This is a genomic window from Acidocella aminolytica 101 = DSM 11237 (assembly GCF_900129125.1).
Taxonomy (GTDB): domain Bacteria; phylum Pseudomonadota; class Alphaproteobacteria; order Acetobacterales; family Acetobacteraceae; genus Acidocella; species Acidocella aminolytica.
This window is the reverse complement of record NZ_FQVJ01000007.1, coordinates 25,221-46,566: the sequence shown is the minus strand read 5'-3', so window position 1 is coordinate 46,566 and position 21,346 is coordinate 25,221. Positions and strand designations below refer to the sequence as shown.

The window sequence follows — 21,346 nt, the reverse complement described above, 5'->3', positions numbered from 1 at the left end:
GAAAATGATTTCCACGCGACGGTTCTGCGGTTCACGCACGCCAGGGCCGGTGGGCACCAGCAGGTGGGTTTCACCGAAGCCGTGGATCTCGATCTCCGAAGCGGGAACGCCATCGGCCACCAGCTGCGCAGCAACCGCCTTCGCACGTTTGATGGACAGGCCCATATTGTACTTCGCGGCACCAGAGGTGTCAGTATAGCCGTTCACCTTCAGGGTGGTCACGTTCTGGGTCTTGGAGTCAGACGCGGCCAGCGCGATGATCTGGGTCGCGCGCGGGGTCAGGTTGTACTTATCCCAGTCGAAGAACACCAGATAGGTCTTGGCCGGAGCCGGAGCCGGAGCAGCGACCGGAGCAGGAGCAGGAGCAGGAGCAGGCGGCGGCGGGGGCTGGAACAGCTGATAGCGCAGACCCAGCAGGAAGGTGTGGCTGGTGGACTGGCCAACTTTGATGTCGCCGTAATTACGGCTGGCGGTCAGCTGGGTGAACTTATACTCAGCCGTAGCGGACAGGCCAGGCACGAAGGACAGCGGGTAGGAAATACCGCCGATGATGTTGTATGCGAAGCTACCCTTGGTGCCGCCGACGACCTGGCCGCCAGCGCCGTTCATCGAGCTGTTGAACTTCTGCCACTGATAACCGACACCAGCACCCACATAGGGGAAGATTGGCAGGCCGACATTCATGTCATACAACACGTTGACCATCGGGCCATAGGTGTTGAGACCGCCGGTCACGCGCTGCTGGGCGCCACCGTCAGCATCGATCTTGTGGTCGGTGTTACGGTAGAAGTTACCGTTCAACTCCACGCGCCAGCCATTACCGAAGCCATAACCAACAGCGGCATCACCGGAGTAGGAATTGCGGAACAGCGCCTTGCCGCTCCCGCCGCCGGTGTTGGAGTGCAGGTTGAGCGGGTTCTCGATCGTGGTACCCAAACCGAGGCTCACATAAGGGCCGGTGACTGGCTGCGCGTGTGCCGCGAGAGGCAGCACAAGGCAGGTGGCAGCGGCAAGAGCTAAACGCAGCTTCATGTCGTAACTCCAATGAGTAGTGAAATTAATCAACTACGAACCATTTAGCCCTGAATACCGAAAATCAACAGGGCTAATTCAATTGAGACAATAACATTCTGGCCCTGTTGCATTTTTAGCACAAAAGCCGGGCTCTCACCGCCTAATTTACGAGCAGTTAATAACGCGGAAAGCTTCATCTGCATTCCCAGCGTCCGTTGCGCCGGGGGCGGAACGAACCATCCAGCCACGGTAAACCGGGCTACCCGAGCTATCATCCTTGGGTTGCAAGGTGACAAAAACAGCTGCATCCGGCAGGGCTTTTGGGGGACGCACAACGCAAGCCTGGACGCTGACCGTAAGGTCCCCGACCGTGGCTTGACCGCCAACCGGAATCGTTATGGTTTGGGTGCTGCCCTCTACTTTATTAAGAACACCCAGCGTGGCTGTTTTGCCCGGCACCCAGACATTGTCCGGCGTGGGCGGCACGTCATTCACCGGAGGCGGCGCGGCAACGCTGCCGGGTGCTGGCGCGGTGGGGCTGGCGGCTGGGGGCGCGGAGGGGGACACCGCCTGCAACTGCATGGTTTGACTACCGCCATTATCAGCATTGGCAGGGATAGCGCTCTGGCTGGCGTCGGGCGGCGGCAGCGGGGTTTCCACCAGCCCCGGCGGCGGCGCCACGAGGTTGGGCTTAGCCACCGGCGCCGGAGCCGCGGGCTGCGCCACCACGGCGGGCGGCGGCGCCACGGCAATGGCGGGTTGCTCGCTCTGCCCACCGGGCTGGCTTTGGCCCAGCAGGCTTTGTGCGAATGCGGCGCCGCCAAGCAAGCTGGCCGCCGAAGCGAGAAGCAAGAGACGCATTACTGAGGCAACGCCGCTGGATTGGTGGAGGAGGACGAAGCACCAGCGCTTTGACTCTTGCTGGACCCGTTGCCCATAGAGAAGATGAACTTGCCGATCAGATCTTCAAGATTGATCGCGGATTGAGTGACCGGGAAGCTCGCCCCGGGCTTTAGCATATTATTGGAGCCGCCGGGTGAAACGGAAACATATGGCCCGCCGAGCAGACCGTCCGAGGTGATGGAGGCGCTGCTGTCTGTCGGGATCTTGATGTTGTTGTTGATCGCCAGCTTCACGATCGCGGCATAGGTGGTGGGGTTCAGCTCCTCGGACGCGACATGCCCGATGACCACACCGCCGATTTTGACGTCAGAGCCGACAGTTAGCCCGCCGACTGAGCCGAACTGCGCCTTCAGCATATATCCGCCCGTATTGATCTCACCCACGCCACGCAGCGCGTAAACCAGGAAAAAGGCAGCGACGATGATGACGGCGAAGCCGGCGAGCAGCTCAGGAACGCGCCGGACCATCAGGTCTGATCCGGTGTCCAGGATTCATAATCGGCCGAGGCGGGGGCGCGCTGGCCGCCTTTATAATCATGGCCGGAGGGGCGGTAGCTCTGCGCGGTGCCTGTGAGGTTGGGCAAATGTGGGCGCTGCCAGGAGCGGCGCGGCGCGGCGAGCGGTGCGTCGGTCAGGTGATGCAGCCAAGCATGCCATTCGGGGGGCACCACGGATGGGTCCTGCACACCGGCATAAACTACCCAGCGGCGCGCACGCTGTTTGCCGGGACGCTCGAAATACTGGTTCCCTGCCTCGTCCCGGCCGACAAAGCGGCCACGGAACAGCGTGAGGAAGTACAGGCCGGGGTTACGGATAAGACCCGTGAGGCCGAGCGGCCGGGCCTTGGCGGAGGGGCCGCTCGCGGCCGGAGTCTGGGCTGCATTGCTCATGCGCTCCGATATAGGAGATGCCGGGCGAATGGTCCATCTCGATATTGCGGCGCAGAGTTTCGCGGCTGCACGACTCTATCCACAAGATTCTGTGGCTGACAGGCAGATTCACCACAAGATGCACTTTTATTGAGTCTTATCAGGGCTTAAACTCTGCGCATGGCACAAATCCGAACCGATAAATCATGGCACGGTATTAAGCTCGCCACCTTTGAGGCAGCGGCTGATCCTGATGCACCGTTCGTGCTGGCGACCCTTCCCGCCGCCTGGGGTCAACGTGCCGCGGACGGGCTGGCCGCCATTCTACCGGGCAAACGAATGCTGCATATCGCCGAGGCGGCGGAAAGCTGGATCGCTCCGCTGGCCGCGCGGGCCAAAGCCGCCGGGATAGAGGACGGACTCGCCGCCAGGCTGCACGCGATGCTGGCCACCCACCGCGCCAGCCCCAGCGCCAATGTCTGGCGCAAACGTGCCGCCGGGCAGCCGGGTTTCGTGTTTAACCCCGCCGCTTATTTGGATGAGGCAGGCGTGTTCGACAGCGTCGCGCTGGGCCGGGACGTACGGCTGGCAGTGACGGCCCTGACCCTGGCCGCGCCAAGCGAGCCGCGGCTGCGCCTTGGATTCACAAACTTCAACCTGCTGCTGGCGCGGCTGGGTTTGGCCTACGACTCGGCGGAAGCCCAGGATCTGGCGGTGATGCTGGCGGGCTTTATCGGCGCTGAGGCGGATACTGCCTCCGCGCGGATGCTGAACGGCGCCGGGCACAAGATCACCACGCCGAAACTGCCGGAAACCTGCCCCCTGCCCGGCCTGCTCGCGGATGCCCGCGCGGCGCAGACCGAGGCCGCGCAGGCTGGGGCGCGGCGCCACGAAACGCTGCTGGGCTTTTTGAACGAACCCGAGATTGAAGCGCTGCTGGGCGCGGCTCAGGTGAATTTCGCCCCGGCTTTGTCGGCCCTCGATGCGGATGGCAAATTGGCCGATTGGGCCTTGCAGTCCCTGGCGGCGCGCGGGCTGACGGCAGAAGGAGCCCTCGCCCGGATGGTGGGCGGGGAAGAAATTTTCCCGCTGCCGCGCACCGCCGCCCATGCCGCGATGCACGATGCACTGGCCGAGTTAGTGCCGGTGATGCCCGCGCGCCCCGCCGCACCGCTGGCGCCGCGCCACGAATCCACCCGCGAGACGCTGCCTGCCCGGCGCAGCGGCTATACGCAGAAAGTGGCCGTGGGCGGGCACAAGCTGTTCCTCTCCACCGGTGAATATAAAGATGGCCGCCTGGGCGAAATTTTCATCGCCTTGCATAAGGAGGGCTCGGCCTTCCGGGGGCTAATGGATGCGTTCGCTATTTCCGTTAGCATCGGGCTCCAGCATGGCGTTAACCTCGCGGATTACGTGGAAGCCTTTACGTTCACCCGCTTTGGCCCCGCCGGCGTGGTGGAGGGCGACCCGGCCGTGCCCGCCGCGACCTCCATGCTGGATTATGTGTTCCGCAATCTGGCTGTGAATTATCTGGGCCAGACCAACCTGGCCCAGGCCAGCATTGACGAGGCGGACAGCGTGGGCGAGGGTGCCGCCGAGCGTGCGCCGCTGCTGCCGCTGGACCTGCCGGCCCCTGCACCGCGTGAGCGCCGCCGTAATTTGAAATTGGTGAGCTGATCCATGAGCATTTCCGATCGTTTGGCTGATCTGGGTATTACCTTGCCGCAGGCCATGGCCCCCGTGGCGAATTATGTGCCGGTGAGCATCACGGGCAATCTGGTGACGGTCAGCGGCCAGTTGCCCGCCATGGAGGGCAAGGTGGCGGTGACCGGCAAGCTCGGCGCCACGGTGGCGCTTGAAGAAGGCCAGCACGCCGCGCGGCTCTGCCTAATTAATGTGTTGGCGCAGTTGCAAGCCGCGCTGCCGGGTGGGCTGGACAGCATTACCAAGGTGGTGCGGCTGGGCGGGTTTATCTCCTGCACGCCGGATTTCACCCAGCATGCGGTGGTGATGAACGGTGCCTCGGACCTCGCGGTGACGGTGTTTGGCGAGGCTGGACGCCATGCGCGCTCCACCGTTGGCGTGGCCTCCCTGCCCCTGGACGCGGCGGTTGAGGTCGAAGGGCTATTTTATATCGGCTAATTGTTGCGTAAAACGCTGATCGCACTTTTTTCTGCCGTTTTGTCCTGGCTATAAGTCAGGCATGAGCCATAGCGAAAACCCGCTTTTGCCAATGCGAATGGCGGTGAATATTGGTTTGGACGGCGCCCTAGCGGCGTTGGCGGTGGGGGCGAGCTTCTGGCTCGCCAACCCCGCCGCGCCCATGCCACATCCAAACAGCTTGCCGCTGGCGGGCGCAGCGGCGATCTGGCTGCTGGGGATCCCATTCGGCCTCTCGCGTCTACATTGGCGTTATGTCTCGCTGCGGGACTTGGTGCTGGTCGGTAGTGCGGCCATTATCACCACCATCATGCTAACGCTGCTGATGGTGGGCGCCGGCTTTTCCCTGCCCTCCCCAGCTTTTCCGTTTATTCTGGTGCTGACCTTGACCGCGTCCTTGACCGTGCCCAAGCTGCTTTACCGGATGGTACGCCAGAAGCGCGGCGTGCAGGGCGCTGCGCAGACCGCCTTGCTGGTGGGCGATGGAGAAAATGCCGAGCTGTTTCTCTCCGCCCATGCCCAGCAGAAGGGTATTGTACCCTACCGAGTGACGGGGCTGATCGCCTTGTCTGAAAAACATATCGGCCGGCGGTTGCAAGGGCTGGATGTGGTGGGCGCCAGCGACGAGGCCGAGGCCATGCTCGCCCGGCTGGCCCAGAAGCCGGATTTGCTGATTGTCACCGCGCCGCATTTCACCGGCGACCGGCTGCAGGCACTGATGCGTACCGCCGATGCGCTGAACATAAGAGTGATGCGCGCCCCCTGCCTCACCAAACTGGCGCCCGCCGACCAGCAGGTTGCGTTGCTGCCAATTGCCATTGAGGATTTGCTGAACCGCCGCCAAGTGCGGCTGGACCATGCGGCGATGGCGAAGATGATCGCGGGGCGGCGGGTGATGGTAACCGGCGCGGGCGGAAGCATTGGCGCGGAGTTGTGCCGGCAGATCGCCGGGTTTGGCCCGGCTGAGATCCTGCTGCTCGATTCGTCGGAATTCGCGCTCTGGCAGATTGACCTTGAGATCAAGGAACTCGCCCCCGCCTTGCCCCGCCAGACCATTGTCGCGGATGTGCGTAATGCCCCGCATATCCGCGCCATCGCGCAGGCATTCCGGCCGGAGCTGGTGTTCCATGCCGCGGCGCTGAAGCATGTGCCGATTGTGGAAGCAAACAAGCTGGAAGGGCTGCGGACCAATGCGCTCGGCACGCAGTTGGTAGCGGATGCCGCCGCGGCTTCCGGGGCAAAGCTGATGGTGCTGATCTCGACCGACAAGGCGGTGAACCCGAGTTCTGTGATGGGAGCATCGAAGCGGCTGGCCGAGATGTACGCGCAGGCGCTGGATGTGGAGGCGCGGCATAAACGCCAGGGTATGCGCTGTGTCACGGTGCGGTTTGGCAATGTGCTGGGCTCAACCGGGTCGGTGGTGCCGCTGTTCCGGCGCCAACTGGCCCAGGGCGGGCCGCTCACCGTGACCGACCCGGCCATGCAGCGCTATTTCATGACCGTCCGCGAGGCGGTGGGGCTGGTGTTGCAGGCCTCCGCCGTAGGCTGCGGCGAGGAAGCCATCCCCGATGGCGGGATTTTCGTGCTGGATATGGGCGAGCCGGTGAAGATCGTGGATCTGGCACGGCAGATGATCCGTCTAGCCGGGTTGAAGCCTGATGAGGATATTAAGATCAAATTCACCGGGCTACGGCCGGGCGAGAAATTATTTGAAGAATTGTTTCATGGCGCGGAGCAGCCAGTGCCTACCGGCTATGAAGGGCTTCTCATGGCAACACCGCGTTTTGTGGATCTGGCCGCCGTGAACGCCACCATGCAGGAGCTGGCGCAAAGTGCCCGCCACGGCGATGAGGCCTACGCCATGGCCTTGCTGCACCGGATGGTGCCTGAATTTTTACCGCCACCGGGTCTCGCCGTGCCGCGCGCGGCAGAGTAGTCTGCCGCTCCATGAACGCTGAGACCTTTCCGCTGATCCCGTTTCTCGACCTCAAAGCGCAGCAGGCACGATTAGGGCCGGGGTTAAAGGCGAGACTGGATGCGGTGCTGGCACATGGGCAATATATTCTGGGTCCCGAGGTGCGCGAGCTAGAAGCCAAGCTGGCGGATTTTTGCGGCGCTGCCCATTGCGTAAGCGTGAGCTCCGGCACGGATGCGTTGCAGATTGCGTTAATGGCGGAAAATATCGGGCGCGGAGATGCGGTGTTTCTGCCCGCTTTCACCTACACCGCCACCGCCGAGGTGCCGCTTTTGCTAGGTGCCACGCCGGTCTTCGTGGATGTTGATCCCCGCACCTTCCAAATTGATCTCGCCAGTCTCGAAGCCCGGATTAAGGCCGTGAAGCAGGCGGGGGCGTTGAAGCCGCGCGCGATTATCGGGGTGGATCTGTTCGGTCAACCCGCCGACTGGATCGCGCTTACCACCATTGCCGCACTCGAGGGGCTGTTCACGCTGGATGATTGTGCGCAGAGCTTCGGCGCCGCTCAGGATGACGTGCGCCTGGGCAAGGCGGCGGATGCCACGGCGACTAGCTTCTTTCCCTCCAAACCGCTGGGGGCTTATGGCGATGGCGGGGCGCTGTTCACCGAATCCGCTGAGCGGGCGGCGCTTTACCGTTCGCTGCGCACCCATGGCGAGGGCACGACCCGCTATGAGGTGCTGCGCACCGGCATGAACGGGCGGCTGGATACGATGCAGGCCGCCGTGCTGCTGGCCAAGCTGGAAGTGTTTGAGACAGAGTTGGCCCGGCGCGAGGAGATTGCCCGGATTTACGATGCGGCGCTGAAGGATGTTGTGGAGGTCCCCACGCGGATGCCGGGCACAACCAGCGCCTGGGCAGTTTATTCCGTGCTGCTGCCGGACGAAGCCACGCGTGAAACCGCCAAGGCGGCGCTGGCGGCGGCGGGCATTGGCCATGCGGTTTATTATCCGCGCGCGCTGCATGAGCAGCCCGCTTACAGAGCCGCCCATGATGGCACCAGCCTGCCCGTGGCGGAGGGGCTGGGCCAGCGGATTCTGGCATTGCCAATCCATCCTGACCTGAGCGACGAACAGGCCAAGCGCGTCGCAGCCACGCTTATTCAGACGCTGGGGCGCTAAAATGCCGCGCGGCGACCTGTTTCCAGAAATCGGGCCGTTCGAGTCCGGCTATCTCCCGCTCTCCGAAGGGCACGTGATGTATTGGGAGCAGGTGGGCAACCCGGCGGGTAAGCCGGTGCTATTTCTGCATGGCGGGCCGGGGGCTGGCGCTGGGGCGGTGCATCGGCGGTTTTTCGACCCCGCAATCTGGCGGGTGATTATTTTTGACCAGCGCGGAGCTGGGCGCTCCCGCCCGCTGGGGAGCCTGGAGAATAACAACACCCCGCAGCTGATCTCGGATATTGAGACGCTGCGGACCTTTCTGGGGATTGAGCGGATGCTGCTATTTGGCGGCTCCTGGGGCTCAACCCTGGCGCTGGCCTATGCCCAGGCACACTCGGACCGCGTGGCGGGGGCGGTGCTGCGCGGCATTTTTCTGGGCAGGGCTGCGGAAGTGGAGTGGTTTCTCTACGGTATGCAGCGCATCTTCCCGGATGCTCATGCTGTTTTTGCAGATTATCTGCCGCGTGAAGAGCGGCACAACCTGCTGGAAGCCTATTTCACTCGCCTGACCGACCCAGACCCACGCGTGCAGACTGAAGCGGCGCGGGCTTGGAGCTTGTATGAGGGCTCCTGCTCCACCTTGTTGCCGAGCTTTGAGGCGGTGGCCACATTCGCGCAGGACCGCAGCGCGATTGGGCTGGCACGAATCGAGGCGCATTATTTCCGCAACGAGCTGTTTCTGCCACCTGGCGGGCTGCTCGCCCATATGGACAAGCTGCGCGATATTCCGGCGGAGATTGTGCAGGGGCGGTACGACATGATCTGCCCGGCGCAAACAGCATTTGAACTCGCCGCCGCCTGGCCGCGTGCGCGCCTGACCCTGGTGCCGGATGCGGGGCATTCAGCACTTGAACCAGGGGTGCGGATGGCCTTACTCTCAGCCCTGGACCGCAGTCGGGTGCTGCTATGAGCCTGACACGGAGAAGCCTGATTGGAACTGGGGCGGCCTTGGCGCTAGTCAAGGCAGGACAGGCAGCGCAGGCCCCTTGGCCCGGTGCGCTGGTGATGGGCACCGGGGAACCGGGCGGCGCCTATGCGATTTTTGGCCCAGCTTGGGGGCAGTTGGTTAAACATGCCACGGGCATCGACATTGCTTACCGCGCCACGGGCGGCTCCAGTGCCAATCTGTTGCTGATCGAAGAAGGAAGTGCCCAGCTTGGCCTAGCCTCCGTGCCGGTGGCGGCGCAGGCGCGCGCTGGGACAGCAAACTGGACGGCCGGGGTGAAACTGGACAGCTTCCGGGCTTTGTTCCCAACTTACCCCTCAGTGCTGCAAATTATCGCCGCGACGGGTAGCGGCGTGACGAATTTGGCCGGACTGACCGCGCAGCCGATTGGCGTGGGACCGGCGGGGGCCAGCAGCGCGGTACTGTTGAAGCAGATACTGACCAGCATTGGCGTCAATCCAGGGCGAATCGAGACCGGCAATTACGAGCAGCAAGTGCGGCGGATGCTTGAAGGGCAGTTGGCCGCCTGCGCGTTTATCGGCGCGCCGCCTCTGCCAGCCATCAACGCCGCGGCGATGGGGAGGAAGCTGGTGCTGATCGGCTTCTCAGACGCGGAGGCGGCGCAAGCGGGGCGGTTTATTCCGGGGCTGTCGCGGATGATTTTGCATGCGGGCACCTTCCCGGGGCAGACAGTGGATGTGGGCAGCCTGGGGGCGATGAATGTGGCCGTTGGCACCTCGGCTCTGCCGGACAGTCTGGCGGAAGCAATTACGGCTGCAGCCTTGAAAAACCGGCATCTGCTCGCCGTGGCGGTACGCGACGCGGCTAAGCCTCAGCCGGTGAAGCCGGTTTATGAGGCGGGACTGCGGTTTCATCCCGGTGCCGCAAAGGCGCTGCGGGCGGCGGGGTATCATCTGCCGCGCGATGCGGTACAGGCGTGATCATCCGGCCCGCCATACCGGAAGATCATGAGGCGCTGCAAACCCAGCTTTGGGCATTGAACCAGTTTGAGCAGGAGATTTCAGGCGACAGGCGGATCGATCTCGCCGGGACAACTGACAGCTTGGCCGAAGCGCTAGACACTGTAGCGCAACAAGACGGCGCCGTGCTGGTGGCCGAGCAGGCTGGCCGGATTGCCGAACATCTGTCCATGTATTTTGAAATGGACGATGTTTATATGCGGGAAGATTTGCGCAGCTACGCCCCTATCTCAAACCTGTTCGTGGACGAAGCCTTGCGCGGGCAAGGCGTTGGCCGCGCCTTGACGGAGGAAGTGGAAAAGATTGCCGCCGCCAGGGGGCAAAGCAACTCAGGCTGAATATTTTGTCGACAATGAACGCGTGCGGCGCGTGTATGACGAGGCTGGATTTTCAGCCTATGGGATCGAGATGGTGAAGCCCCTCCCCCCAATGGCCTGAAATTGGGGGGGGCGTGGAGCCTCTACCTTAAACCAAACGCCCATCGCGCAGCGTGATCTGCCGGTCCATCCGAGCCGCGAGGTCGGGGTTATGGGTGGCGATTAGCGCGGCGGTGTTTTCGCTGCGGACCACATGCAGAAGTTCCTCGAACACGATGTTGGCGGTGGCCACGTCCAGATTGCCGGTTGGCTCATCGGCCAGCAGCAGCGAGGGGTTGTTGGCCAGCGCCCGGGCAATGGCGACGCGTTGCTTTTCACCGCCCGACAGCTTGCCAGGCAGATGCGAGGCACGCGGGCCGAGACCGAATTTCTCCAGCAATTCCAAGGAGCGTTGATTGGCCCGCGACTGCGGGACACCGGCGATCATTTGCGGGACGGAGATATTCTCCAGCGCCGTGAACTCAGCCAGCAGATGATGGAACTGATAGACGAAACCAACATGCTTCAAGCGCAAGGCGGTGCGCCCGGTATCATTCAGGTCGCCCGCGTTCTGACCGTTGATAATCACCGAGCCCGCATCCGGCTTTTCCAACAGCCCCGCCAGATGAAGCAAGGTTGACTTGCCGGAGCCCGAGGGCGCGACCAGGGCGACAATCTCACCTGGAGCCAGCGTGAGTGCCGCGCCGTTGAGCACGGTGAGCGCGCCTTCGCCGGACTGATAGGTGCGGCAAATGGCTTTCAGGGATAGAAGATACTCACTCACTGCGCAGCGTCTCCACCGGGTCGATCTTCGCGGCGCGCCAGCTTGGGTAAATGGTGGCGAGCACCGACAGCACGAGCGACATCACGATGACTTCGGTGACCTCGCGCCAGTCCAGCTTCGCGGGCAAGGATTCCAGGTAATAAATTGTGGGGTTGAAAAGTTGCTGGCCGGTGAGGCCCTGGATGAACAGCCGAATCTGGTTGATATGCTCGCAAAACAGCACGCCCAGCACAAACCCGATCAACGTGCCCAGCACACCCACGGACGCACCCGCCATCAGGAAGATCCGCATGATCGAGCCGGAACTCGCCCCCATCGTGCGCAGAATGGCGATGTCCTTGGCTTTGTCTTTCACCATCATGATCAAGGAGGAAATGACGTTGAACGCGGCGACGATGATAATGAGCGTGAGGATCAGGAACATCACGTTCCGCTCCACCGTGACGGCGGCGAGGAAACTGTTATTGTTCTGCTTCCAGTCCTGAATGTTCAAGGGCACATTTGGAAACTCATTCACGATGGCCTGTTTGACGGCGGTGTCGTTATCCGGGTTTTTGACAAAAACCTGAATCTGCGACGCGGTACCGTTTTGCTGAAACAGTGTTTGCGCGGCCTGGAGCGGCAGGAACACGAAGCTCGAATCATATTGCTGCATGCCGGTCTGAAAGATCGCCACCACCTTGAAGCTTTGGATGGATGGGATTGTGCCGATGACCGTTGCCTTTCCTTGAGGCAAAATCAGTGAAATTTGTGAACCGATAGAAAGGTTGAATTGCTGCGCCAGCACGCCGCCAATGGCGATGCTGTCCCCGCCTTTGAGGTTTTCGAGGCTGCCCGCGATGACGTGTTTGGAAACGGTGGGAAGCTGCTCCAGCCCCGCCGGGGTGATGCCGCGCGCAATGCCGCCCGTGGCGCCGCCTTGCGGGCCAGACATTAGCACCTCCCCCTGCGAGATGGGGAACGCACCGGTGACGCCTTTGATGTTTCTGATCTTAGCGGCCATTTCATCGTAATTGTTGAGTGGCACACCGGCGCCATAGACGCCGATATCACCATTCAGCCCAAGAATCTGGCTCAACAATTCCTGGCGGAAGCCGTTCATCACGCTCATCACGATGATGAGCGTGGCAACGCCAAGCGCGATGCCGACGAGCGAGAAAATGGCGATGACGGAGACAAAGCGCTCGCCGCGCCGGGCACGCAGATAGCGCGCCGCGATCTTCCGCTCGAAGGCATTGAACATCAGGCGCCGACCTTGGCCAGAGCGTCCTTAACGGGGAGTTCGAACCGCTCGCCCGTGGCACGGCGTTTCAGCTCCACCATGCCATTGGCGGCACCGCGCGGGCCGATGATGATCTGCCAGGGATGGCCCATCAGATCAGCCTCCGCGAATTTGGCGCCCGCGCGTTCCTCGCGGTCATCATAAAGCGCATCATTGCCGAAGCTAGCGTAGATTTTCTCGCACAGTGCATCCGTGGTGGCATCGCCCTGGCGCAGATTGAGGATGGCGGCCTTAAAGGGGGCGATGGCATCCGGCCAGATGATCCCGGCTTCGTCATGCCGCGCCTCAATAATGGCGCCGACCAAGCGGGAGACGCCGATGCCGTAAGAGCCCATCTCGGGGAAGAATTTTTGGCCATCCGCGCCGGTGACGGCGAAATTCATCGCTTGCGAGTATTTGATGCCGAAATAGAAAATCTGACCGACCTCGATACCCCTGCCCTCACGCTTACGCTCAGCCGGGATTTTGTCCCAGGCGGCCGTGTCGTGCTTTTCGTCTGTGGCGGCGTAGATAGTGGTCATTTGTTCGTAGAAGGCGTCGATATCCGTGGCGGTCATGGCATCGCCTGCCTCGAAGGCGGCGTCGTAAAACACGCCGGATTCACCCGTAGGGGCAAGGACGTGGAATTCGTGGCTGAGATCGCCGCCGATCTGCCCGGTATCGGCGCGCATAGGAATGGCTGTGATGCCTATGCGCTGGAAGGTGCGCATATAGGCAAGCATCATTTTCTTGTAGCTCACCACGGCGCCGTCACGGTCCAGGTCGAAGGAATAAGCGTCCTTCATCAAAAACTCGCGGCCGCGTAGCACACCAAAGCGCGGGCGCACCTCGTCACGGAATTTCCACTGGATCTGATAGGGGATTTGCGGAAGTTCACGGTAGGATTTGATGGAATCCCGCATGATCGCAGTGATCATTTCCTCGTTCGTGGGGCCAAACAGCAATTCGCGCTCGTGACGGTCCATGATGCGCAGCATCTCTTTGCCATAAGCGTCGTAACGGCCGGATTCGCGCCAGAGATCGGCACTCTGGACTGTTGGCATCAGCACTTCCTGCGCCCCGGCGGCGTCCTGCTCTTCCCGCACGATCTGCGCGATCTTGGAAAGCACGCGGGTGCCGGTGGGAAGCCAGGCATAAATGCCCGAGGCCATCTGGCGGATCATACCCGCCCGAAGCATCAGCCGGTGCGAGGCGATTTGCGCCTCGGCGGGCGTTTCCTTGAGGGTGGGAATCAGGCTTTTGGAGAGACGCATGAGGGACCTTAAAACAGGGATTGAGGCTTTTCAGTGGCTCGCGCCACTTGTTTAACGGCGTCTTGAGGGGTGAGCCAGCGATTGGCAAGCTTGCGGCAAGGCTGCTCAACCAGCACACGCAACAGCATGGCGAGGGCAAAGGTGCTTCCGGTCATGCAGGCAGCGAACAGCCAGCCATGCGTGGTGGGCTGCCAGCCGAAATGCCGGAAGCCCTGGACGGTGAGCATCTCGGCGGTGGCGAAGCTCATATAGAAGCAATAAGACAGCAGGCCGAGAAAATGCAGCACCGGACGGCGGCCAAAGACAGGCGGCTTTTCGGAATCAGCCTGGAGATAAAGCGCGAAAAGCACCCCCCAAAGGCCAAGTACCGCGAGAACATCCACCGACAATGCCGCGCCAAGGAAGGTTAACCCCAGACCTGCCCAGAAAAATAGCTGCCGGGCAAACTCGAAGTCCGACACGATGGTCGTAACACGGAATGATGCGATACCAAGCAGGAACTCCGGGAAAAAACGGATGAGCCCCGCGGAGAAGGTGAGATTGAGCGTATTTCCCGAGATATAATAGATCAGCCCGAGCACCGGCCACAGGAGGACAGCCAACTGGATTGAAACTTCACGAATAAAATAAGAGAGGAGCGTCGCAAATAAGGGAAATAATAAATATCCGGCCCACTCCGTACTGATGGACCAGGATGGATAATTCCAGGCACCAAAATGATCCCCGCCCCAGCCCTGAACCAGAAACAGATTCTGCACCAAGGTAGTCATACCGAAGCTCTTTGGCGTATACGGGGTTAACCCCAGGGCCGCGCCCCCCGCCAACAGTGCCAGCAAGATAAGCAGCGTCGCCAGATGGACGGGATAGATGCGCGCGAGACGCTTTGCGTAGAAGCTGAATATTGCCTTTGGAGCTGGCCAGGTTAGCTCTGGCTTTATCCAATCCATTTTTGGAACATGAAACTCACGGTGCGTATGCATCAGGATCAGGCCGGAGAGGATGAAGAACCCATCCACCCCGAGATAGCCATGCCGGATCAGCCCCGAAAGCGGTCCTAGCCAGGCCGAGAAATGCAGATGCAAATCCAAATGATAGAGGAACACCCAGGCCGCGAAAGCGGAACGGCAGATTGTCAGGTCGGTAATGTCCGTCTTCTGGCTCATCGGCGCCCCTGGTGTAAATCAATATGGCGCTGGATTAAAGCAGCGCCCCGGGGATGCAAACCTGAAATAGCCATCAGCCAAAAGAAAGAAGCCCGCCAACCCGTAAAGGGTGGCGGGCCAAGTTCAGGGAGGAAACGCCAGTCACACGGCAGGATGAAGAACCAATCTCCATCCTGCGTTCATAATGCACCGCAGCATTGCGAGGCGTCGAGAAAAAACACGCGGAAAAAAGCTTTTCTTTTAGCCTTTCAGACACAAATTGACCAAAAAATACGCAAGAAAATACAAAAAGCCAGAAAATGACCATATTTAAGTCAAACCGTTAGAATATGCACTTCCACCAGTGGGCGCTTACCGAGCGGTTTACCAACAATCCGGCGCAGACCGGCACGGGCGGCTTCAGCAAAAGCGGCTTCGTCCTGCCGCAAAGCAGGGGCAAGATCCTCCAGAAGCTCGTGGAATTCATGCTCACAGGCGATGCGCTGGGCACCGTCCAGCTCCTCCAGCAGGCCGGGGGCGGAAATACGGGGGGCGCCGACCAGCTTGCCTTTGGCATTGACGGCAAAGCTGCCCACCACCACGCCATTGAACAACATCCGCTTGCGCGCCGCCAATACGCTGCCCTTCAGTGGCACAATCCGGTCGCCATCCACTACTAGGCGCCCAGTGGGCACAGCATCCACCACCGCCGGGCCATTGCCGCCGAACAGCACGACATCGCCGTCCTCGACCAGAACAGTGTTGATGCCGTTCTCCTTGGCGAAGGCCGCCTGGGCGGAGAGATGGCGCCATTCACCGTGGGTGGGGATGATGAATTTTGGCCGTATCAACTTGTAGAGCTTCCGCAGCTCCTCCCGCGCCGGATGGCCAGAGACATGCACGAACTCGTCACCATCCACGATCACCTGCACGCCGCGCTTGGTGAGTTGGTCCTGCACCGCGAAAATGGCGCGCTCATTACCAGGGATGGTGCGGGCGGAGAAGATGGCTTTATCCCCTTCCCCCAGGACGGCGTAACGGTGCGTATCAGCCGCGATGCGCGCCATGGCGGAGCGCGGCTCGCCCTGGCTGCCGGTGACGAGCAAGAGCAGGTTATCGTCCGGGATACCGCCGATTTCTTCCTCCGGCACGAAATCTGGCACATCTTTCAGATAGCCCGCCTCCTGGGCGGCGGCCATGTAGGTGTTTAGGCTTCGCCCCACCAGCGCCACATGCCGCCCGGCAATTTCTGCCGCGGCGATAATGCTGGCCACACGCGCCACATTGCTAGCAAAGCAGGTCACCGCAACACGGCCTGTGAGGTCCGGCAGCAGCGCCTCAAAGCTTTTCTTCACGTCGGCTTCAGAGCCGGAATGCCCCTCCACCGTGGCGCAGGTGGAATCGGAGATGATGGCCAGCACGCCTTCATCGCCCAGCGCCTTCAGCGCGGCTTCATCGGTCACAGCCCCCACCACCGGGGCGGGGTCGAACTTCCAGTCCCCAGTATGCAGCACGGTGCCGTGATGAGTGGTGATGGCGAGCGCCTGCGCCTCCGGGGTGGAGTGCGTCATGCGGATATAGCGCAGCTTGAAAGGGCCTAGCTCGAATGCGCCGCCGGGGGGGATGATGTGCAGCTTCACCTCGCGACTGAAGCTGGTTTCCTGCAATTTGCGGCGGATCACGGCGGCGGCGAAGGGGGTGGCGTAAACCGGGCAACGCAGCTGGGGCCAAAGCCTCGCAATGCCGCCAATATGGTCCTCATGCGCATGGGTAATGACAATCCCCAGCAGATCCTCGCGCTGCTGCGCGATGAAAGCGGGGTCTGGCAGGACAATTTCCGCCTCGGGCGTTTCAGGGCCCGCAAAGCCCATGCCACAATCCACGGCCAGCCACGCGCCATCACAGCCATAGAGGTTGAAATTCATCCCGATCTCGCCCGTACCGCCGAGCGGGATGAAGATGAATCCAGCCTCGGCCTCGTCAAGGACGGGGGTGGTTTTGCCTTTGGATTTAGCCACGAACGAATTTGCTCCTGTGCGCTGTGTCAGTCTGTTTCCAGGAACCGCGCACGGTCGCGCGGTAAGGCTGGGGGCTTATTGCGCGCCGCGAGAAGGCGCAACCCTTCCAATGTCAGATCAGGGTCAATGGCAGTGAATTTGCTGGTGCCTTCCGCGAAAAGCGGCGCCAAGCCGCCGGTAGCGATGGCCTTGAGCGGCGCGCCGAACTCGCCTTCAATCCGCGTCAGCAACCCCTCGATCATCCCGATATAGCCCCAATAAATGCCGGATTGCATGGCGGGCACAGTGTCCTTGCCTATCACCATTTGCGGGCGGCCAATGCCGATGCGCGGCAGCCGGGCGGCGGCTTGGTGCAAGGCCTCGATGGACAGGTTGATCCCAGGAGAAATTATGCCGCCAATATAGGCGCCTGTCTCGTCAACCACGTCGAAGGTGGTGGCTGTCCCAAAATCCACCACCACCAGCGGGCCTTTATAGTGGTGATGCGCCGCTAACGCGTTTAGCAGGCGGTCCGCGCCGACCCCTTCCGGGTTAGCGGTTTTGATGTCAAAGCCCCAATCCAACGAGGCGCGGGCCACCAGCGGCTCGGCATTGAACCATTCCCGGCATAGGCGGCGCAGATGGTAGAGTGCCGCCGGCACCACCGTGCCGATGACCGTGCTGGTGATCTCCTGCGCCTGAATTCCGGCGCGGCGAAGCAGAACCTCCAACCAGACGCCATATTCATCCGAAGTCCGTTGAGCGGAGGTGGCCAGACGCCAATTTCCCCGCCAATCCATTCCGTCATGCACGGCGAACACGATATTGGTATTACCCGCATCGATGACCAGCAGCATGCCGCCCTCCTCTTTTATCCGTTCGCCAGCAGAACTTCGCCGGTATTGAGGGTCTCGATACGATTTTCGCACTGCAACAGCAATTCGCCATGCTCAGAGAGTCCCGCAAAATGCCCTGACTGACGGTGCCCTGTGTAGGCAATTTCCATCGGCGTGCCGAGCGGGTGGGCTTTTGCCAGCCAGGCCGCGCGAATCTCGGCGGCGGGTGCGTCCAGCCAGGGTGCCAAGCGGGCCAGAAAAGCGTGGGCTGCTTCATCCGGGGCGATATGCAGCCCTTGCGCCGCCAGGTCGGCGGTGCGGCGGCCGGGAATGTCCGGCGCGGTTTTCAGATTCACGCCAATACCGATGGCAAGCCAGTCAAGGCGTGGCCCATCGGGCATGGCATCGATTAGGATTCCCGCCAGCTTGGCGCCGCTACAGAGAATATCGTTCGGCCATTTCAGCGAGAGATGCCGGGCGTGCAGGCTTTCCAGCGCCTCCAGCACCGCAATGCCGGCGATGAGAGAAAACAGTCCCGCCGCCTCGGTTGGGCGGGTAGGGCGCAGCAGGATGGAGAGATTTAAATTCCCCTCCGGCGCGGTCCAGGCACGGCCGCGTGAACCGCGCCCGGCTGTCTGCCGTAAAGCCAGAACAGCGAGCCCGGCAGGTTCCCCTGCTTTGGCCCGCCGTACGATTTCATCGGAGGTCGATCCCAGTTCGGGATATTGCTCCAGACGCCAGCCGATCAACCCATCAGGGCTTTCGCGGCCTCGCCCGCCACCGCCATCAGCGGGCCGGGAACAACGACGAAGAAGATGGTCGCCAACGCGCCAATCACCATCACAAAACCAGCGCCCGCCGAGGTGCGGTCGAATTGCGGTTCACCACGGTCGAAATACATAACCTTGATCACGCGCAGATAGTAGAAGGCGCTGATAACGCTGACGATGATACCGATGATGGTCAGCGTGTCGTACCCTGCGTTCAAGGCTGTGGCGAACACATACAGCTTGGCGAAGAAGCCAGCCAGCGGCGGAATGCCCGCCATGGACCACATGAACACCGCGAAGGCGAAGGCAAAGCCCGGACGCTCGGAGGAGAGACCGGCGAGGTCATCGATATTCTCGACCGCCTTGCCGTTGCGGCGCATCGCCACCACGCAGGCAAAAGCACCGAAGGACATCACCACATAAATGGCGATGTAAGCGAGGCTCGCCTGGATGCCGTTGACCGTGCCCACCGCCAGACCCATGAGCGCATAGCCCATGTGGCTGATGGAGGAATACGCTAACAGACGCTTGATGTTGTTCTGGCCAATGGCGGCCAGACCGCCAATCACCATGGACAGCACAGCGATGATCTGGATCAGCATCTCCCACTGGTCGGTCAGGTGGCCGAAGGGACCCGCCATGACCGAGAGAAACAGTGCCATGGCGGCCGCCTTGGGAGCCGTGGCGAACAGGGCCGTGACGGAGGTGGGCGCGCCCTCATACACATCCGGCGCCCACATATGAAACGGCGCGGCGGAGACTTTGAACGCCAGCCCGACCAGCACGAACACCACGCCCGCGATGGTGCCGGTATCAGCGCCCTTCTGGAACACATTGGCCAGCGCGGTGAAACTTGTGGTGCCCGCGAAGCCATAAACCAGCGAGATGCCATAAACCAGCAGGCCGGACGCAAGCGCGCCGAGGACGAAATATTTCAGGCCCGCCTCGGTGGAGCGTAGGTTATCGCGCGCCAGGGCCGCGCAGATATACAGCGCCAGCGATTGCAACTCGAACCCGAGATAAAGGCTCATCATATCCGACGCAGAGATCATCGCGATCATGCCCAGCACCGCGAACAACACCAGGATCGGGTATTCAAAACGCGCTATTTTTTCACGCTTGTTGAAATCCACCGAGAGGATGAGTGCTGCAATGGCGCCTATATAAACCAGCGTATCCGCGAAACGGGTGAACAGGCTAGTCGTGAACAGGCCGTGGAACAACATACCGTCCGGCGCCGTCAAGTTTAACAAAGCCGCGATGAGCAGCAGCACAACGGCGCCGAAGGTGACGGCCGGGGTTGTGTCTGTTTTCTTGTTCAGCACGCCGCCTAGCAAAAGCACCATGCCTCCGACGCCCAAAACGAGGGACGGGAGAAGAGCGTAGAAATCGGTCATTTCGCAGTCACCATGGCCAGCGCGATATGCGGGTTGAGGGCAGCGGTGTGCGCCTGCACCATCGCGGCGATGGGCGCATCAAACGCGTGGGTGAAGCTGGAGGGGTAAACACCCAGCCACATGACAAGCACCGCCAGCGGCACCAGCATGGCGTATTCGCGGCCGGTAAGGTCTTTCAGCCTGGACAGCTCCGGGCGGGCGTATTTCTCGAACAAAACAGCGCGGACCAGTACCAAGGAGTAGGTCACCCCCAGCACCATCCCGGCGCCACCCAGCAGCGAGACCCAGAAATTCACTTTCAGCGCGCCGACGATCACCAGGATTTCACCGATGAAGCCGGAGGTACCGGGCAGGCCCATATTGGCCAGGGTGAAGAACAGCAGCGCCGCTGCAAAGACTGGCATATTGATGGCCAGACTGCCGAGGTTGCGCAGCGTGAGCGTTTCACCGCGCGCCGTAATGATGCCAGCACAGATGAACAGGCCGGCGATCACCAGACCGTGGCTGAGCATCTGGAACAACGCCCCCTCAATCCCTTCTACCGTGAAGGTGAACAGACCGATGATAATGACGCCCATATGCGCGACGGAGGAATAGGCGATCATGCGCTTCATGTCCGTCTGCGCCAGGGCAACATAGGAAATGTAGATGACCGCCACCACACCGAGCACGAACATCAGCGGCTCAAACATGGCCGAGGCGTTAGGCAGCATGGGCAGGGCAAAGCGCAGAAAACCGTAAGCGCCCATTTTGGAGAGCACGGCCGCGAGCATGATGGTGCCGGGGATCGGCGCCTCTCCATACGCGTCCGGCAACCAGGTATGCAGCGGCCACACCGCGGCCTTCACACCAAAGGCCGCGAGGAAGGCCAGGAACAGCCAGGTCTGTGCTTCCGGCGAGATGTGGGAATGCGTCATCACCGCGATGTTGGTGGTGCCAAGGTGGCGCCAGATCCAGACCAGGGCCAGCAGCATGAACAGCGAGCCCGCCAGGGTGAAGACAAAGAACTTCACCGCCGCGTAAACGCGCCGCTCACCGCCCCAGACGCCGATGATGAGATACATCGGTAGCAGCACGGCCTCGAAGAAGATGTAGAAAAGCACGAAATCCGTGGCGGCGAACATGCCGACCGTCATCGTCTCCAGCAGCAGCATGGCAGCGAAGAAGGAACGCGCGCGGGTCTTGATGCCGTGGCTGGCGAGAATGGCGATGGGAGTCAGCAGCAGCGTCAGCAGAATGAGGAACAGGCTGATGCCATCAACCCCCATGCTGTATTCGACATTGATGCCGGACAGCCAGGGCACTGCCTCAACGAACTGATAGCCCGCGATAGCGGGGTTAAACTGCGTCCAGACGAAAACGCCCAGTGCCAGCACGACGATTGAGAAGATAAAGGCGATGCAGCGCGCCTTACCGGCCACTTTTTCATCATCCCCGCTGAGTGTGGCGACAATGAACGCCCCCACCAGCGGCAGATAAGTGATAAGCGAAAGGATGGGAAAACCGAGCTGGTTCATTGA

General features: G+C 61.4%; 21 protein-coding genes. 7 read left to right on the top strand and 14 right to left on the bottom strand.

From position 1 onward, the window contains the following. The 4 genes from BUB54_RS05510 to BUB54_RS05495 form a co-directional block, all read right to left on the bottom strand. Positions 1-1,032: OmpA family protein (locus tag BUB54_RS05510; RefSeq protein WP_073211349.1), on the bottom strand; the 1,032-nt coding region annotated here is incomplete at its 3' end. 147 nt (positions 1,033-1,179) lie between these two features. Beyond that, a complete protein-coding gene (locus BUB54_RS21765) occupies positions 1,180-1,875 on the bottom strand; it encodes a DUF2155 domain-containing protein (RefSeq protein WP_048878139.1) in 696 nt (231 codons plus the stop codon). Continuing rightward, entirely contained in the window at positions 1,875-2,384 is a 510-nt protein-coding gene (gene mlaD, locus BUB54_RS05500) for an outer membrane lipid asymmetry maintenance protein MlaD (protein WP_048878140.1), read from the bottom strand. Before mlaD ends, BUB54_RS21765 begins: the two co-directional genes overlap by 1 nt. Continuing rightward, on the bottom strand, positions 2,384-2,806 hold the full coding sequence (locus tag BUB54_RS05495) for an NADH:ubiquinone oxidoreductase subunit NDUFA12 (RefSeq protein ID WP_082075606.1): 423 nt from the start codon (positions 2,804-2,806) through the stop codon (positions 2,384-2,386). The genes mlaD and BUB54_RS05495 overlap by 1 nt, the downstream gene beginning before the upstream one ends. Before the next feature lie 159 nt (positions 2,807-2,965). Between BUB54_RS05495 and BUB54_RS05490 the strand changes: the two genes are divergently transcribed. The 7 genes from BUB54_RS05490 to BUB54_RS05460 all read left to right on the top strand — a co-directional run bounded on the left by BUB54_RS05490 (position 2,966) and on the right by BUB54_RS05460 (position 10,347). After that, positions 2,966-4,462, top strand: coding sequence for a TSCPD domain-containing protein (locus BUB54_RS05490; protein WP_048878141.1), 1,497 nt, complete (start codon positions 2,966-2,968; stop codon positions 4,460-4,462). A 3-nt stretch (positions 4,463-4,465) separates the two neighbouring features. Then, positions 4,466-4,927, top strand: a complete 462-nt coding sequence (locus BUB54_RS05485) for a RidA family protein (RefSeq protein WP_048878142.1) — start codon at positions 4,466-4,468, stop codon at positions 4,925-4,927. Between the two features lie 61 nt (positions 4,928-4,988). Further along, on the top strand, positions 4,989-6,881 hold the full coding sequence (locus BUB54_RS05480; protein ID WP_048878143.1) for a polysaccharide biosynthesis protein: 1,893 nt from the start codon (positions 4,989-4,991) through the stop codon (positions 6,879-6,881). 11 nt (positions 6,882-6,892) lie between these two features. Then, positions 6,893-8,041 (top strand): DegT/DnrJ/EryC1/StrS family aminotransferase, encoded by a 1,149-nt coding sequence (locus BUB54_RS05475; RefSeq protein WP_048878144.1) that lies wholly within the window; start codon positions 6,893-6,895, stop codon positions 8,039-8,041. A 1-nt stretch (position 8,042) separates the two neighbouring features. After that, positions 8,043-8,993: a prolyl aminopeptidase gene (pip, locus tag BUB54_RS05470; protein ID WP_048878145.1), complete on the top strand. Its 951-nt coding sequence runs from the start codon at positions 8,043-8,045 to the stop codon at positions 8,991-8,993. Further along, a complete protein-coding gene (locus BUB54_RS05465) occupies positions 8,990-9,970 on the top strand; it encodes a TAXI family TRAP transporter solute-binding subunit (protein WP_073211346.1) in 981 nt (326 codons plus the stop codon). The genes pip and BUB54_RS05465 overlap by 4 nt, the downstream gene beginning before the upstream one ends. After that, positions 9,967-10,347, top strand: a complete 381-nt coding sequence (locus BUB54_RS05460; RefSeq protein WP_048878147.1) for a GNAT family N-acetyltransferase — start codon at positions 9,967-9,969, stop codon at positions 10,345-10,347. Before BUB54_RS05465 ends, BUB54_RS05460 begins: the two co-directional genes overlap by 4 nt. Positions 10,348-10,474: 127 nt before the next feature. On the opposite strand, the gene BUB54_RS05455 is transcribed toward BUB54_RS05460, so the two are convergent. The 10 genes from BUB54_RS05455 to BUB54_RS05410 form a co-directional block, all read right to left on the bottom strand. Then, complete coding sequence (locus BUB54_RS05455; protein WP_048878148.1) at positions 10,475-11,149, bottom strand: ABC transporter ATP-binding protein; 675 nt, start codon at positions 11,147-11,149, stop codon at positions 10,475-10,477. Next, positions 11,142-12,392, bottom strand: coding sequence for a lipoprotein-releasing ABC transporter permease subunit (locus BUB54_RS05450; RefSeq protein WP_048878149.1), 1,251 nt, complete (start codon positions 12,390-12,392; stop codon positions 11,142-11,144). Before BUB54_RS05450 ends, BUB54_RS05455 begins: the two co-directional genes overlap by 8 nt. Continuing rightward, complete coding sequence (gene proS, locus BUB54_RS05445) at positions 12,392-13,684, bottom strand: proline--tRNA ligase (RefSeq protein ID WP_048878150.1); 1,293 nt, start codon at positions 13,682-13,684, stop codon at positions 12,392-12,394. The genes BUB54_RS05450 and proS overlap by 1 nt, the downstream gene beginning before the upstream one ends. Positions 13,685-13,692: 8 nt before the next feature. Beyond that, entirely contained in the window at positions 13,693-14,847 is a 1,155-nt protein-coding gene (locus tag BUB54_RS05440) for an acyltransferase family protein (protein ID WP_048878151.1), read from the bottom strand. A 73-nt stretch (positions 14,848-14,920) separates the two neighbouring features. Further along, a complete protein-coding gene (locus BUB54_RS05435; RefSeq protein ID WP_048878152.1) occupies positions 14,921-15,154 on the bottom strand; it encodes a hypothetical protein in 234 nt (77 codons plus the stop codon). A gap of 7 nt (positions 15,155-15,161) precedes the next feature. Further along, positions 15,162-16,751 carry a ribonuclease J gene (locus tag BUB54_RS05430; RefSeq protein WP_048878177.1) on the bottom strand — a complete coding sequence of 530 codons (1,590 nt, stop codon included), beginning with the start codon at positions 16,749-16,751 and terminating at the stop codon, positions 15,162-15,164. Positions 16,752-16,870: 119 nt separating this feature from the next. Then, a complete protein-coding gene (locus BUB54_RS05425) occupies positions 16,871-17,680 on the bottom strand; it encodes a type III pantothenate kinase (RefSeq protein ID WP_048878153.1) in 810 nt (269 codons plus the stop codon). Between the two features lie 14 nt (positions 17,681-17,694). After that, positions 17,695-18,408 (bottom strand): biotin--[acetyl-CoA-carboxylase] ligase, encoded by a 714-nt coding sequence (locus BUB54_RS05420; protein ID WP_048878154.1) that lies wholly within the window; start codon positions 18,406-18,408, stop codon positions 17,695-17,697. Continuing rightward, positions 18,405-19,826: an NADH-quinone oxidoreductase subunit NuoN gene (gene nuoN / locus BUB54_RS05415; RefSeq protein ID WP_048878155.1), complete on the bottom strand. Its 1,422-nt coding sequence runs from the start codon at positions 19,824-19,826 to the stop codon at positions 18,405-18,407. Before nuoN ends, BUB54_RS05420 begins: the two co-directional genes overlap by 4 nt. Next, on the bottom strand, positions 19,823-21,343 hold the full coding sequence (locus BUB54_RS05410) for an NADH-quinone oxidoreductase subunit M (protein ID WP_048878156.1): 1,521 nt from the start codon (positions 21,341-21,343) through the stop codon (positions 19,823-19,825). The genes nuoN and BUB54_RS05410 overlap by 4 nt, the downstream gene beginning before the upstream one ends. Between the last annotated feature and the right edge of the window lie 3 nt (positions 21,344-21,346).

Bases quoted from the DNA above. Each gene is read 5' to 3' on its own strand.
- nuoN (WP_048878155.1), bottom strand. From the start codon at position 19,826: ATGACCGATTTCTACGCTCTTCTCCCGTCCCTCGTTTTGGGCGTCGGA.
- BUB54_RS21765 (WP_048878139.1), bottom strand. From the start codon at position 1,875: ATGCGTCTCTTGCTTCTCGCTTCGGCGGCCAGCTTGCTTGGCGGCGCC.
- BUB54_RS05440 (WP_048878151.1), bottom strand. From the start codon at position 14,847: ATGAGCCAGAAGACGGACATTACCGACCTGACAATCTGCCGTTCCGCT.
- BUB54_RS05450 (WP_048878149.1), bottom strand. From the start codon at position 12,392: ATGTTCAATGCCTTCGAGCGGAAGATCGCGGCGCGCTATCTGCGTGCC.
- pip (WP_048878145.1), top strand. From the start codon at position 8,043: ATGCCGCGCGGCGACCTGTTTCCAGAAATCGGGCCGTTCGAGTCCGGC.
- BUB54_RS05430 (WP_048878177.1), bottom strand. From the start codon at position 16,751: ATGAATTTCAACCTCTATGGCTGTGATGGCGCGTGGCTGGCCGTGGAT.
- BUB54_RS05435 (WP_048878152.1), bottom strand. From the start codon at position 15,154: ATGGTCATTTTCTGGCTTTTTGTATTTTCTTGCGTATTTTTTGGTCAA.
- proS (WP_048878150.1), bottom strand. From the start codon at position 13,684: ATGCGTCTCTCCAAAAGCCTGATTCCCACCCTCAAGGAAACGCCCGCC.
- BUB54_RS05490 (WP_048878141.1), top strand. From the start codon at position 2,966: ATGGCACAAATCCGAACCGATAAATCATGGCACGGTATTAAGCTCGCC.
- BUB54_RS05465 (WP_073211346.1), top strand. From the start codon at position 8,990: ATGAGCCTGACACGGAGAAGCCTGATTGGAACTGGGGCGGCCTTGGCG.
- BUB54_RS05485 (WP_048878142.1), top strand. From the start codon at position 4,466: ATGAGCATTTCCGATCGTTTGGCTGATCTGGGTATTACCTTGCCGCAG.
- BUB54_RS05495 (WP_082075606.1), bottom strand. From the start codon at position 2,806: ATGAGCAATGCAGCCCAGACTCCGGCCGCGAGCGGCCCCTCCGCCAAG.
- BUB54_RS05475 (WP_048878144.1), top strand. From the start codon at position 6,893: ATGAACGCTGAGACCTTTCCGCTGATCCCGTTTCTCGACCTCAAAGCG.
- mlaD (WP_048878140.1), bottom strand. From the start codon at position 2,384: ATGGTCCGGCGCGTTCCTGAGCTGCTCGCCGGCTTCGCCGTCATCATC.
- BUB54_RS05425 (WP_048878153.1), bottom strand. From the start codon at position 17,680: ATGCTGCTGGTCATCGATGCGGGTAATACCAATATCGTGTTCGCCGTG.
- BUB54_RS05410 (WP_048878156.1), bottom strand. From the start codon at position 21,343: ATGAACCAGCTCGGTTTTCCCATCCTTTCGCTTATCACTTATCTGCCG.
- BUB54_RS05480 (WP_048878143.1), top strand. From the start codon at position 4,989: ATGAGCCATAGCGAAAACCCGCTTTTGCCAATGCGAATGGCGGTGAAT.